The organism is Serratia aquatilis (genome assembly GCF_044865145.1).
Taxonomy (GTDB): Bacteria; Pseudomonadota; Gammaproteobacteria; order Enterobacterales; family Enterobacteriaceae; genus Chania; species Chania aquatilis.
Genome location: NZ_CP173186.1, coordinates 4,783,681 through 4,796,880 on the forward strand (window position 1 = coordinate 4,783,681; position 13,200 = coordinate 4,796,880).

General features: G+C 50.5%; 10 protein-coding genes. 5 read left to right on the forward strand and 5 right to left on the reverse strand.

Annotated elements, in window-relative coordinates:
* Window positions 1-25: 25 nt before the first annotated feature.
* Window positions 26-553 (forward strand): inorganic diphosphatase, encoded by a 528-nt coding sequence (gene ppa / locus SAQUA_RS21660; protein ID WP_380676284.1) that lies wholly within the window; start codon window positions 26-28, stop codon window positions 551-553.
* Between the two features lie 51 nt (window positions 554-604).
* On the opposite strand, the gene SAQUA_RS21665 is transcribed toward ppa, so the two are convergent.
* From SAQUA_RS21665 to SAQUA_RS21675, 3 genes are read right to left on the reverse strand one after another with little or no spacing between them, the layout of a single operon-like run.
* Window positions 605-952, reverse strand: a complete 348-nt coding sequence (locus SAQUA_RS21665) for a gamma-glutamylcyclotransferase (RefSeq protein ID WP_380676286.1) — start codon at window positions 950-952, stop codon at window positions 605-607.
* A gap of 3 nt (window positions 953-955) precedes the next feature.
* The gene (locus SAQUA_RS21670; protein WP_380676288.1) at window positions 956-4,753 is read right to left on the reverse strand and encodes a translocation/assembly module TamB domain-containing protein; all 3,798 of its coding nucleotides are present in this window, start codon (window positions 4,751-4,753) and stop codon (window positions 956-958) included.
* On the reverse strand, window positions 4,750-6,486 hold the full coding sequence (locus SAQUA_RS21675; protein ID WP_380676290.1) for an autotransporter assembly complex family protein: 1,737 nt from the start codon (window positions 6,484-6,486) through the stop codon (window positions 4,750-4,752). The genes SAQUA_RS21670 and SAQUA_RS21675 overlap by 4 nt, the downstream gene beginning before the upstream one ends.
* A gap of 293 nt (window positions 6,487-6,779) precedes the next feature.
* Here SAQUA_RS21675 and msrA point away from each other — a divergent pair, with 293 nt between their 5' ends.
* Entirely contained in the window at window positions 6,780-7,418 is a 639-nt protein-coding gene (gene msrA, locus SAQUA_RS21680; RefSeq protein ID WP_380676292.1) for a peptide-methionine (S)-S-oxide reductase MsrA, read from the forward strand.
* Between the two features lie 187 nt (window positions 7,419-7,605).
* A complete protein-coding gene (locus SAQUA_RS21685; RefSeq protein WP_380676294.1) occupies window positions 7,606-8,937 on the forward strand; it encodes a hemolysin family protein in 1,332 nt (443 codons plus the stop codon).
* 75 nt (window positions 8,938-9,012) lie between these two features.
* Here the strand turns inward: SAQUA_RS21685 and SAQUA_RS21690 are convergent, their stop codons facing one another.
* Window positions 9,013-9,219, reverse strand: a complete 207-nt coding sequence (locus tag SAQUA_RS21690; protein ID WP_380676296.1) for a DUF1107 domain-containing protein — start codon at window positions 9,217-9,219, stop codon at window positions 9,013-9,015.
* Window positions 9,220-9,546: 327 nt separating this feature from the next.
* Between SAQUA_RS21690 and SAQUA_RS21695 the strand changes: the two genes are divergently transcribed.
* Complete coding sequence (locus SAQUA_RS21695) at window positions 9,547-10,101, forward strand: YtfJ family protein (RefSeq protein ID WP_380676298.1); 555 nt, start codon at window positions 9,547-9,549, stop codon at window positions 10,099-10,101.
* Between the two features lie 47 nt (window positions 10,102-10,148).
* Here SAQUA_RS21695 and cysQ read toward each other — a convergent pair whose 3' ends face one another.
* Window positions 10,149-10,889 carry a 3'(2'),5'-bisphosphate nucleotidase CysQ gene (gene cysQ / locus SAQUA_RS21700; RefSeq protein ID WP_380676300.1) on the reverse strand — a complete coding sequence of 247 codons (741 nt, stop codon included), beginning with the start codon at window positions 10,887-10,889 and terminating at the stop codon, window positions 10,149-10,151.
* Window positions 10,890-11,249: 360 nt separating this feature from the next.
* Between cysQ and SAQUA_RS21705 the strand changes: the two genes are divergently transcribed.
* Window positions 11,250-13,199 carry a bifunctional 2',3'-cyclic-nucleotide 2'-phosphodiesterase/3'-nucleotidase gene (locus SAQUA_RS21705; RefSeq protein ID WP_380676302.1) on the forward strand — a complete coding sequence of 650 codons (1,950 nt, stop codon included), beginning with the start codon at window positions 11,250-11,252 and terminating at the stop codon, window positions 13,197-13,199.
* Window position 13,200: the final 1 nt, after the last annotated feature.

Below are 13,200 nucleotides of genomic sequence, written 5' to 3' on the forward strand. Positions count from 1 at the left end.
TCTGGTTTGATTAAAGGAAACCGACATGAGCTTGAATCTGGTCCCTGCTGGCAAAGACCTGCCGGAAGACATCTACGTAGTTATCGAAATCCCAGCCAACGCTGACCCAATCAAATATGAAATCGATAAAGAAACTGGTGCGTTGTTCGTTGATCGTTTCATGTCTACCGCGATGTTCTACCCGTGCAACTATGGTTACATCAACCACACGCTGTCACTGGATGGCGATCCGGTAGATGTACTAGTACCAACCCCATACCCGCTGCAACCAGGCTCAGTGATCCGCTGCCGCCCAGTTGGCGTTCTGAAAATGACGGATGAAGCTGGTGAAGATGCAAAACTGGTTGCCGTACCGCACAGCAAACTGAGTAAAGAGTACGATCACGTAAAAGACGTGAACGACCTGCCAGAACTGCTGAAAGCGCAGATTGCCCACTTCTTTGAGCACTACAAAGATCTGGAGAAAGGCAAGTGGGTGAAAGTGGAAGGTTGGGCAGACGCCGCAGCAGCCAAAGCTGAAATCATCGCCTCTTTCGAACGCGCGAAGAAGTAATTCCCGCCGGTTCAGATAAAAATACACCGCTCATTGAGCGGTGTATTTTTACTACTTTTCATCAAGGCGTTTCAGCCAGTCACCGCTCTCAATCCGCGGGAAACCGTCTACCTTGTGTTTATACAGGTAGATCCACGCACTACCATAAGGCGTCTGAATTAGTTCGCGCTTATAGTCCTTGGTATTACTTTTCAATTCATCCAGCTCAGCCAGAATCGATGAGTTAATACGGTACACCTCACAGTGTACAGTTCCCTCTCCAGGGATCGCCGCCGGGTAATGGCCCAGATCATAAATCTGATAGCCCTCTAACTCATGTTCTCCCAGCCATTGGGCGTTGGTCATCCAATGACTGTTCCCCTGCTTGCGTCGTAAACTGCCGTAGACAATTATTCGCATAGCTCAAAACTCAAACTGATAAAGCACATCAAGTGCCTGATTTAATCCAGACACCGCTTCCAGATACAGCCTAGGCATCAGGCGGTATCGCAACGTTAACGTAGCCAACGAGTCGAATATCCCCACCCCATATTTTACTTGTAAGCCAGGGAGGACATAGCCGCTCACCACTACCTGAGAGCTGTCGCCAACTCCCTCGGTATCAAGGGCCAGGTTACTTACGCCAAACGCTTCGCCGATTTTACCCACAAGTTGACCACTTTGTGCAACCCCCATGCCAATTAACATTGAAGTCATCGCATTACCATCTGCACCTGTGCTGCCTAAACCTTGGCCACGCAGCAGGTAAGACAAAGCCGCCTGTTGAGACATCGCCGGATCTGAGAACACCTCAAGCCTTGGTGCATCAGCCATTCCAGTCACTCGCACCCCGGCTGTCACACCATCCTGCGTTGCGTCCGGGTTACGAACCGCCTCAATATTCAGCAAGGGCTGGTCTGGCGGACCAGAGAACAACAGTTGGCCTTTTCGCACGATCAGATCCTGACCGTATGCATGGAATCGCCCGGACGGGATATCAATATGACCGTTCAAGCCCAATCCATTCCTATCCTGAATGACTCGGAGATTGCCGCGCAGACGAGCTTTCAGACCAAAAGCATCTAGGCGAACGTCGTCGCCAACACGAACCGTCAAGTTACTATTAATCGAGATCCCTGCCGACGCAGGTTGGATCGGTTTAAGTTGATTGTTAAGCATCACCTCGTCAGGAGAAATGCCCACCGCGCTTTCAGGCAGTTCCTGTACCGTGATCCGCGCCCATGGAATATCCACGGACCCATTGAGTGAGAATAACTGTGGTGTCGCCTCAAATAGCAGGTCAGGCGACACGTCTATTCTGACCATCGGCGGAATTGTTACACGCAGCCTATCACCTTTGGCCGCAATATGCGCCTGCCAGGCATTGATATCTCGCCAGTCTGCTCCACCGGCGAGATTAAGTTGCCCATGCGTGGTGGCTAGCAACCCCTCAAGGGTCGAGGTCATGCCGTTAAAGTTGAGCACCAGGCGGCCTTCGGTCATATCGAAAGGCATCCAGTGGCCAACAATCCCTACCTTATCCAGTGCCAAGCGGCCAAATACCAATGGATTACGCGCATTTCCCCCCAACTGTAGATTGGCATTCAGCATCCCGGTAGCTTTCTCACCTTGAGTGAGTATCGGGTTGAGCAGTGCCAATGAAACATTGGTGATATTCACATTACCGCTGATAGCACGGCGGGCCTGTGGATCGGTAATTTGAATATTGCCGTTAAACTGCCCATTATTAGCCAGCTTAATCAGCCAATCTGCCTGAGCGCGGCCATTGTTCAAACCGGCATTGAGGTTTAACGTATCAAAGGCAATCGGCAACGCGCTCCCCTGAACCTGCTGAACCACCTTAACACCATTACCCACCAGCGAAACTCTCGCCTGCGGCAATGCCCCCCCTGGTTGCCAACTCACGTCGGCACGGCCACTGAATACACCACTCATCGTGGTTTCAGGCCCAAGGAACGGTTTGATCATGGCCAAATCAAAGCGGTTTAGCACCACATTCGCCTGGCCACTGGCACCGGCTTCGATGGTTCTCGGCACACATAATTCAGCATCGGGGTTCACCCAGCAATGGGGACCAACGCTGATCCTCTGCTGCGCATTCAGGTAGTCCAACGCGATGGAACGAGTTAAGCGCCATTCACCTACTGGTGTGTCGAAGCGAGTATTGTTCAGGTTACCGCGCCAACGTTGTTGTGAGCGATCAAAACTCCCTTCCAAGGCCAATTGCCCAGATACGGGTTTACCTTCAACATTTAATTGCAGCCGATGCTGGCGCTCGCTGCCTCTGACGTCCAGCGTCAATAGACCAACATGCAACGCATCCTGCTTCAGTTGTTCAACCCGTACCGCCAGTTTCCCCTGAACCTGATCGCTAGAACGAACATCACCGTCTATCTTCACCCGATTGATATGGAGTGCCTGCCATTGCAGGCCTGTTGCGGTGAGATCTGCCAGTAACTGTGGTGCCTGCAGATTGCCACGCAGTTTCAACAGCCCTCTGACATTGCCTGCCAACCCCGGTAAAGCACCATCAAGTTGGGGGGCATTGACCGTAGCATCCAGTGCCCAATTCCTTTCATCTAACTGGCCTTTTACATTGAGTGTATTGCGCCCCAGAGCCAAGTCGATACCAGGTATTGTCCACTGCCCGGCAGCATTCCCACTCAGTGAACCCCGTGCAAAGACTTTGTTTTGCTTCACATTGCCATCGAGCTGCAGCGTTGGTACCTGCAGTTGCCAACTACCGCCGTGCAGGCTACCACGGGTTGTTATTTTACCCTCAAGACGTGCAGGCCATTCCGGCCATTGCCTAGCGGTATTAATACCGCTCAGCGTCAGCTGTGATGTCCAGCTTATCGCTTTACTCCAGTCCACCAACGCCGTGAGATCGGTATTCCCTTCCAAAGCTGCCACGCGCAAGCGTTCAAGCCTGAATTGCTCAAGGTTACCTTTACCATCCAGCGTCAACACCGCAGGTGGCAGATCCTGGCCTTTAATATCAGCTCGGGTAGACAACGCATAATCCGCAGCTTTACCGTTAAAACGCAGGCGTAAATCATTAACCTGATACTGTGCTTCACCCACCAGAGGCCATTTAAGTTGTTTGCTTTGCAGCGTCAGCAGTAATGGTAACCCCGCTTCAGCCAGTTGGGTTTGCCCATCAAGTTGTGCACTGACGGGCCCTGAGAGATTAAGCGCCACGTTCAGCTCTTTGCGCAGCGCCCCACCGATGTTCAGTTTTACCTTCTCGCCTTTCAGCGGATCGATATTCAGCGTGCCATTAGCCGTCATATCCACGGGCCAATTACCAGCCAGTGTTACCTGACCTTTGGTGAACACTGTGCCCTGTGGCGATCTCACCTCCAAACGATCCACCTGAACATCCTGATCTTTGGTGCTCCCCTGTAGTACTAACCGAGTGATGGCCACATCCGTGTCACCGGTCAAATGCAACTGATCACCGCTGATTTCCTCAATGGTTACATCAAGCGGCAGGTGAATATCCGAGAGTGGCGGTAATAGAGGTTTGGCAAACAGCGCCTTCAACGTTTCGCCCAACGGTTTTTCTGCCGTTGGCGGCGTTAACGTGACCTTCTTTTCTTTCGTACTGGTAACCGGTTGAATCACTTCTGGCAAAGGATTGACCGGTGTCTTCGGCAAGGCGATCAGTAAAGCACGAACATTGGTTGGCATCAGGGTGAATGCACGTTGCTGCCAGTGCGCACCGGAACTGAATTCTCCAAGTGAAATCGCTGTACCGTCGACATTGACGTTGACGTTATTCAAAGCCAACTTACGTAAGGTAATCGGATAAGGAGTGCTGAGGTTGGTGAGCGGCGCACTCTCTTCTACCTCGGGTGCAGAAGGCGTCATTTCGGCAGTTTTCACAACCACATCAACATCCTGTGCAGTGAGCGCATTGATGCACAAGGCGCTGTGTCTTAAACAGGAAAGATCGAGCGAGAGATGGAATTGCTCAGCATTAACCGAAACCCCCGGCATCTGGTATTTCACGCCTTTTAGCGTCAAATCGCGCCAACCACCGCTAACAGCGGCAATTTCCAACCCAGGAACCCAGCGTGTGGCCGCATTGATGACCATGTGCAGGCCGGAAGTCGTACCAAGCAGAAACGCCACCGTACCAATCAGTAACAACAGCAGGATCAAAAACCCCAAACAGCATTTTTTTATCAGGCTCATAGTTCAGGCCCCAAACCGATATAGAACTGCACGCCGTGAGTTTCTTTATCACCAATCGGTGCTGCGATGTCCAGTTTCACTGGCCCTACCGGCGACTGCCAGCGAACCCCTACCCCAGCACCGGTTTTGAAATCGCTATCCTTGATATCGTTAACCGCCTGCCCAGAGTCAACAAATACCGCCCCCCACCAGCGGCCAGTAACGTTATACTGATATTCCAGTGAGCCCGTCATCATTTTGGATGCGCCAGTCAGCTTACCATCATCCCCGCGAGGGGAAATGCCTTGGAATTTGTACCCACGGATGCTGCGGTCGCCACCGGCGAAGAACCGTAAATCTGGTGGCACTTTGTCAAAGTCATTGGTTTCGATCCATCCTACCTGCCCGCGTGCCACAAAACGGTTTTTCTCACCCAAGGTGCGGATCCATACGTTCTGCGCCTGCATCAGGGCAAAATCGACCCCTGAGCCCCAAGTCGTATCAGAGACATCAAGAGAATAGCGTTGGCTATCACCCCACACCGGCATCAGGCCGCCACGTGAGCGCGTCCGGTTAAACGTCACTCCTGGATAAAGCAGCATGGTAGTATTGGTGACAGTCCCTTGCGTAAAATGGTCCAGACGCCAACTTAAGTTCAACGCACGCTGCCAGCCACTGGAAAGATCCCAGTTGCGTGAGACCACCAATTTGGTGCTGTCAGATTTGGTGTCGTTGAGATCGGTTCGTTTGAAACCACCCTGCAGAAGGTAATACTGCTCTAATGGGCTGCGCAGCAAAGGTATTCTGTAGGTAAGATCCAACTGCTGTTCCGGCGCAGAAATACTGGCCGTCGTTGCCAGGCTGTGGCCTCGATCATTTAACCAAGGCTTTCTCCAGGTTCCCCGCACCCGTGGACCGATATCGGTAGAAAAACCGCCCCCCAGTTCCACAATGTTACTGTTACGCGGTGTCACTAATGCATCTAGCGGCAAAATCCGCTTCTCTTGGGCATCGCTGAAATCCGGCGAGACCACCACAGAGTTAAACCAATTGGTAGCAGAAAGACGGCGATTCAGCTCAGCCAGATCGTCTGAGCTGTAATAGTCCCCCTGATGAAAGGGCACCAGATTTTGCAGGTAGTCTTCACGGATTTGCGAACCCTTAAACTTTACCTTGCCGAAGTGATAGCGCTCACCACTATCGAAATCAATATCCCAGAACGCTTTATGCAGCTCCTTCGCTACACCAAGCTGGCTCTTGACCATATTCGCATCAAAATAGCCTTTACGCAGGGCAAGCCCAGTCATCGAGCTTTTTAAGCCATCATATTTACCATGGTTGAGAATGTCGCCAATAGCTGGGCGGCTGGTTTTGACCAGCCGAAGGTAGTCTTCGTCAGTTCTCGCGCCACCCTGTAGGGCAATATTCACCCCGGCAATGCGAACAGGCTCGCCAGGATCGACTTTAGCGCGCAACACTGGTCGCGAAAGCTCTGGGCGATCGTCGAAGGTGAAATCGATAATTGGCTCGTAGTAACCAAGTGGCCGCAATCCCTGGCGGATAGCGGCATCTACACGCGCACGAAAGCGCCCTTCGGCATTAACCTCTTCAGGTGTGATCGACGAAAGACGCACACGAACGTTTCTTTCCAATTCTCCACTCAGGCCTTCAACCTGAAGCCGCACATTCGCCGCAAACACCGAGGGCGTAACGAATAGCGCACATAAAACGCAAAGGACACGGTATCGCGGCACAGGTTCTCCTCAAAAATATTCTACTTTCCTGTCAGTACCTTTGCTCTGGTGCTGGGGCATGCTTTGCGCTTTTTGGATAGCCACCCTTTAGAGCTTTACTCCAGACGCTGCCTATCCGGCAACTTCTGTTACCGAAAACAAGACGCATTCTTGGCTTTTTACGCCCAGAATAGTGCGTTAAGCTTATACATGAATGCAACATATGACTTATTGTGGGCAAAGAAATGACCAGATACAACTGACAAGCGCCCCTCTCAGGTCGATTATTATTGTGACAACAGGAGTCTACCTTGGTGCAATCTTTTGATAAATCTCAAAACGTCGATCAGGCAAGTGCGCTACCAGGCCGTTCAACGCCGATGCCTGTCGCCAGCATTAACCAGGTAACCGGCAATTCCATGACTATGGTGCCAGAAGGAATGGAAACGGCAATCTTCGGAATGGGTTGCTTCTGGGGAGTTGAGCGTTTGTTCTGGCAACAGCAAGGGGTTTACAGCACTGCAGCAGGTTATAGCGGTGGCTACACGCCAAATCCGACTTATCGCGAAGTCTGCAGTGGCCAAACTGGTCATGCGGAAGTGGTGCGCGTGGTGTTCGATCCCAATGTAACCAGCTACCCGCATCTACTGCAGGTATTCTGGGAGAATCATGATCCAGCACAGGGCATGCGCCAGGGGGGAGATATCGGCACCCAGTATCGCTCTGCCATTTATTATGCCAATGCCGAGCAACAGGCCGAAGCGGAGAACAGCCTGCGACGTTTCCAGCAGGCGATGGATCAGGCAGGCGACAAGCGGGCAATCACAACAGAGATCGCTCCGGCCCGGCCTTTCTTCTATGCGGAAGACGACCACCAACAATATCTGCATAAGAATCCGGGGGGCTACTGCGGTCTAGGTGGCATTGGAGTCTGCCTGGCACCACAAGGTTAACCTGTTAATTTTTAACCACTGGCGGCCCTCACAGGGCTACTGCTATACTGTGACGGGTCGCTTCTGCGGCTCTGATTTTTTAAAGCTCAGGTGTGTGCGGTAATTTGCGCCCCCTGCAATTCTTTTTAGACACTGTGTTACCCCTCCGAAAGATCGCCGTCATCCCGTCGGCACGAATGGATAGACTATGTTAAACAGTATTTTACTGATTCTTTTTCTGATTGCAGTGAGTGCGTTTTTCTCGCTTTCAGAAATTTCTTTAGCAGCTTCACGCAAAATCAAACTCAAATTGATGGCAGACGAAGGTAACGTTAATGCCACCAAAGTATTAAAACTCCAGGAAACACCGGGACTCTTCTTTACCGTAGTGCAAATCGGCCTCAACGCCGTAGCCATCCTTGGCGGTATCGTCGGTGATTCGGCGTTTTCTCCCACCTTTGAATTGCTGTTTGATCGTTTCATGCCCCATGAACTCTCTGAACAAGTCAGCTTTACCTGTTCGTTTGTACTGGTAACCAGCATGTTCATCCTGTTTGCGGATTTAACCCCGAAGCGCATCGGTATGATTGCACCAGAGACGGTTGCCGTCCGGATCATCAACCCGATGCGTTTCTCGATCATGATCTTCCGGCCACTGGTGTGGTTTTTCAACGGCATGGCAAACCTGATCTTCCGTTTGTTCAAGCTGCCGATGGTGCGCAAAGACGACATCACTTCCGACGATATCTATGCGGTAGTGGAAGCCGGAGCTCTGGCTGGGGTTCTGCGCAAACAGGAGCATGAACTGATAGAAAACGTGTTCGAACTGGAGTCACGTACGGTGCCGTCTTCGATGACCTCCCGCGAAAGCGTTATCTATTTCGACCTGCGCGAAAGCGAAGAGAGTATCAAAGAGAAGATCTCCACTCATCCGCACTCTAAGTTTCTGGTATGCGACGGCCATATCGATCAGGTAGTAGGCTACGTTGATTCCAAGGATTTGCTGAACCGCGTACTGGGTAACCAAAGTCTGGTTCTGAGCAGTGGTGTGCAGATCCGCTCAGCGCTGATTGTCCCGGATACTCTGACATTATCAGAAGCGCTGGAAAGCTTTAAAACCGCAGGTGAAGACTTTGCAGTAATACTCAATGAATATGCGCTGGTTGTCGGTATCATTACTCTAAACGACGTGATGACTACGTTGATGGGTGATTTGGTTGGTCAAGGCCAGGAAGAGCAGATCGTTGCTCGTGACGAAAGCTCTTGGTTGATTGAGGGGGGCACTCCTATTGAAGACGTGATGCGCGTCTTGCATATCGATGAGTTCCCTCAGGCAGGCAACTACGAGACCATCGGCGGATTCATGATGTATATGCTGCGTAAGATCCCGAAACGCACCGATTTCGTTAAATATGCTGGATACAAGTTTGAAGTTGTTGACATCGACAGCTATAAAATTGACCAATTGCTGGTCACACGTCTCAGCGATAAACCTTCAGTAGTGTTATCCAAGGCTTCGGAAGAAACACCCCAGGCTTAAATGCCCTAAGACTGAAACATCAGCGGCCCCATCAGGGCCGCAATTATTCTGTTATGCAGGTACTTCAGTCGCGTTTCATCCCATCTCTGCTTGCAGTAACAAAACTTGCCGATTGACCTCTGTCATCACATTGAAGTGGCGCTTGTCACGGATCTTCGGCAACAGTATTTTTCCTTTGTCGAATTCAAACGCCCCAACGTCCTTGATGTACAAACGCCCCCGGAACAGGGTTTTTACATACATAGCGACTTTAAGTGGGTTATAACGCTGGAAGATTCTCATTATTTTACTCTCCTCCCAATGGATCCATGCATTCAGCAAGCGGCCAAAGTGGCGGCTTCTATGGCCTGAACGCAACTTGATTGCTTCTCAATAGACCTAGTAAAGACTATTTTGTTCAAGTCCGCTCGGATTACCGCACTGGATTTACACTTCCTGACAGAATTGTATGTAATATTTTTTTATTTTTTCAGTATATATATTCAAAAAAAGCATATTTAGGGTAAGAGAGCAAAACTGCGATCGTGCTGACAAGACAGACCTCCGATGACCACCTATGCTTTAGACACCTGAGTAATACCCATGTGATTACCCTTTGCAGGAGAGTGCATGAAAAGAAGTAGCATGCTAATGATATCGCTGCTGTTAGTCCCAATGCTGGCCTGTGCCCACAACTTCCAGCTTCAGCAGCGCCTGCCACCTATTGGTGTCAGCGACAAAGGAGAGTTGAATTACGCCAATGAGGCATTCAGCTACCAAGACTGGAATAGCGCACAACTCGTTGGAAAAGTGCGAGTGATACAGCATATTGCTGGTCGTACCTCTGCCAAAGACCTGAACGCTCCACTCATCGAAGCCATCAAAGCGGCCAAGTTACCTCATGATCGTTACCAAACGACGACCATCGTGAATACCGACGATGCTATCGTCGGAACAGCGGTGTTTGTTCGTAGCAGTCTTGAAAGCAGTAAGAAAGAGTTTCCATGGTCGCAATTCATTGTCGACAGCAACGGCAACGTCAAAAAGGCGTGGGAGCTGCAACCGAAAAGCTCAGCAATTGTTGTATTGGATAAAGAGGGCAAAATTCAGTTTGCCAAGGAAGGGGCACTAACCCCACAAGAGGTGCAGCAGGTGATAGAAATGCTGCACCAATTGCTTAAATAATTACCAGACAATGTCCCGCACTTTTGTTGCGGGACACATGGCACTGGCTAAAACAGAGAAACGCGGAACCCAGGATTAAGGAAAGACTCACGGGGGTTATACTCTAGCGGCCTGCCCTGCCAATCACGAATGTGCGCCCCGGCAGCGACGGCTACCGCATGCCCTGCTGCGGTATCCCAGATGTTGGTTGGTCCAAAACGTGGATACAACTGTGCCTTACCTTCTGCCACCAGGCAAAACTTCAACGATGATCCGACAGCGATAGTTTGATGCTCGCCTAACTGTTGCAGGTAGTCCCTCAATTCATCATCGCTATGAGAGCGGCTGACCACTACCACTGGGGGTTGGGTGTTACTCACACCAATCTCACTGCGTCGTCCCCCCTCCTCCTTCCATGCCTTACCGCGGTCAGCCAGATACAGCACATCCAGCACAGGGGCATAGACGACGCCCATCACAGCTTCACCTTCCTCGATCAACGCAATATTTACGGTAAATTCACCATTACGATGCAGAAACTCTTTGGTACCATCGAGTGGATCCACCAGCCAGTAACGGCTCCAGTTACGACGGATTTCCCAAGCTTGGGGATCCTCTTCTGACAGTAACGGTATATTGGGTGTCAGTTTCTCCAAACCGCATTTGATAATATGGTGCGCGGCCAGATCGGCGGCGGTAACCGGAGAGTCGTCTTTTTTCGTCACTATATCAATCGGTTGCTCGCCGTTATATACCGCCATAATCGCCGCTCCCGCATCACGGGACAGTTGGCAAATCTGCTCTATCATCGTCCACCTCTGACATTCAGTTCCGAGGGAAATTTCCCCAGCTATAAGCTGTGCTGTTCGTTGACTATGATTGATATAGGCTAACTCACAAGTCGAAAGAGGTTGGGCCTATCTCATGCCCGCCCCGCTCAGTTTGTTTTGGGCACAGTCTAAATCGCAGCCTAGTTTTTTTTCTCTGGAATATCCATCTCAATCAGCCCAGCAGCGGTATTATCTCTAGTCTTTACCGTCGTAACGTTGCAAATCTCGGTACAACACTGGGTAATTACCTGCTGAACTTCACATTTTGATGATACGGTTGATGATAATTGCATTCTTTTCTAAGACCATTCTCAGATAATAATGAGATGGAGATAAACGATGACAAAGCATCCGCTTATATTTTCGGCCCTTACACTACTGATTTGCACTTCGGTAAAGGCTGCCACGGTTGACCTACGCGTGCTGGAAACTACAGACCTGCACAGCAATATGATGGACTTCGACTACTACAAGGATAAAGCTACCGATAAATTCGGCCTGGTCCGCACTGCCAGCCTGATCAAGTACGCGCGCGAGCAGGTAACCAATAGCGTTCTGGTTGATAACGGCGACATTATTCAAGGCAGCCCACTCGGCGACTATATGGCTGCCAAAGGGTTGAAACCTGGCGATATTCACCCCGTCTACAAGGCCATGAATACGTTGGACTATGCGGTAGGTAATATCGGCAACCACGAGTTCAACTACGGTCTAGACTATCTAAAAAACGCTATCGCAGGTGCCAAATTCCCCTACATCAACGCCAACGTTATTGATACCGCTACACAAAAACCTCTTTTCACGCCTTACATTATTGTCGATACCCCGGTAAAAGACCGTGACGGGGGATCGCACACTCTACGTATTGGCTACATCGGTTTTGTACCGCCCCAGATATTAGTCTGGGATAAAGCCAACCTGCAGGGAAAAGTAACGGTCAACGACATTACCGAAACCGCTAAACGCTATGTACCGGAAATGCGCAAACAGGGTGCCGATCTGGTCATCGCCATCCCCCACTCCGGTCTTTCCAGCGCACCTTATAAGGCAATGGCGGAAAACTCGGTTTACTACCTGAGCCAGGTTCCTGGCATAGACGCCATTATGTTCGGCCATGCCCATGCCGTTTTCCCTAGTAAGGATTTTGCCAATATTAAAGGTGCAGATATAGAAAAAGGCTTATTGAACGGCATACCGGCGGTAATGCCTGGACAGTGGGGCGATCATCTGGGCGTAGTAGATTTGCAGTTGAATAACGATGTCGGTAGTTGGATGGTGAGTTCGGCCAAAGCGCAAGCGTGGCCAATTTACGACACAGAAAACAAGAAATCACTGGTCTCGGAAGATGAAGCACTGGTGAAAGTACTGAAGGAGGATCACAAAGGGACTCGTGACTTTGTCAGCAAACCTATCGGCAAATCTGAAGGTAACATGTACAGCTATCTGGCCTTGATACAGGACGATCCTACGGTCCAGATCGTCAATAATGCGCAGAGAGCCTACGTTGAGCAATATATTCAGGGCGATCCGGATCTGGCAGATCTGCCGGTACTTGCCGCTGCCGCACCATTTAAGGTGGGTGGCCGCAAGAACGATCCAGCCAGTTTTACCGAAGTGGAAAAAGGCCAACTCACCTTCCGCAATGCGGCCGATCTCTACTTGTACCCAAATACCTTGGTCGTGGTTAAAGCCAGCGGTAAGGAAGTGAAAGAATGGCTAGAATGTTCAGCCGGGCAGTTTAATCAAATCGACATTAACAGCAGTGAACCGCAGGCGCTGATTAACTGGGAGGGTTTTCGCAGCTATAACTTCGATGTGATAGACGGAGTAAACTATCAAATTGACGTCAGCCAACCGGCCCGCTACAACGGGGAGTGTGAGCTGATTAATAACCAGGCTGAGCGCATCAAACAACTGACGTTTAACGGCAAGCCAATCGATCCAAATGCCACTTTCCTGGTGGCTACCAATAATTACCGCGCATACGGCGGCAAGTTTGCCGGTACAGGTGATAAACACATCGCTTTTGCTTCACCTGATGAGACGCGTTCTATACTGGCGGCTTACATCAGCGAGGAAACCAAGAAACACGGCGCGGTTCACCCGCAAGCGGACAACAACTGGCGTCTTGCCAATTTACACAGCACGAAGCCCCTAGATATTCGCTTTGAAACCTCTCCCAGCGAGAAAGCTGCGGCATTTATTAAAGAAAATGCCCAATACCCAATGAAACCAGTGGGTAACGACAGTATCGGATTTTCGCTGTATCAGATTGATTTACAAGACTAGT

Excerpts from the sequence above, each read along its gene's own strand:
- SAQUA_RS21665 (WP_380676286.1), bottom strand. The coding sequence starts at position 952 with ATGCGAATAATTGTCTACGGCAGTTTACGACGCAAGCAGGGGAACAGT.
- cysQ (WP_380676300.1), bottom strand. The coding sequence starts at position 10,889 with ATGATAGAGCAGATTTGCCAACTGTCCCGTGATGCGGGAGCGGCGATT.
- SAQUA_RS21670 (WP_380676288.1), bottom strand. The coding sequence starts at position 4,753 with ATGAGCCTGATAAAAAAATGCTGTTTGGGGTTTTTGATCCTGCTGTTG.
- SAQUA_RS21685 (WP_380676294.1), top strand. The coding sequence starts at position 7,606 with ATGTTAAACAGTATTTTACTGATTCTTTTTCTGATTGCAGTGAGTGCG.
- ppa (WP_380676284.1), top strand. The coding sequence starts at position 26 with ATGAGCTTGAATCTGGTCCCTGCTGGCAAAGACCTGCCGGAAGACATC.
- SAQUA_RS21690 (WP_380676296.1), bottom strand. The coding sequence starts at position 9,219 with ATGAGAATCTTCCAGCGTTATAACCCACTTAAAGTCGCTATGTATGTA.
- SAQUA_RS21695 (WP_380676298.1), top strand. The coding sequence starts at position 9,547 with ATGAAAAGAAGTAGCATGCTAATGATATCGCTGCTGTTAGTCCCAATG.
- SAQUA_RS21705 (WP_380676302.1), top strand. The coding sequence starts at position 11,250 with ATGACAAAGCATCCGCTTATATTTTCGGCCCTTACACTACTGATTTGC.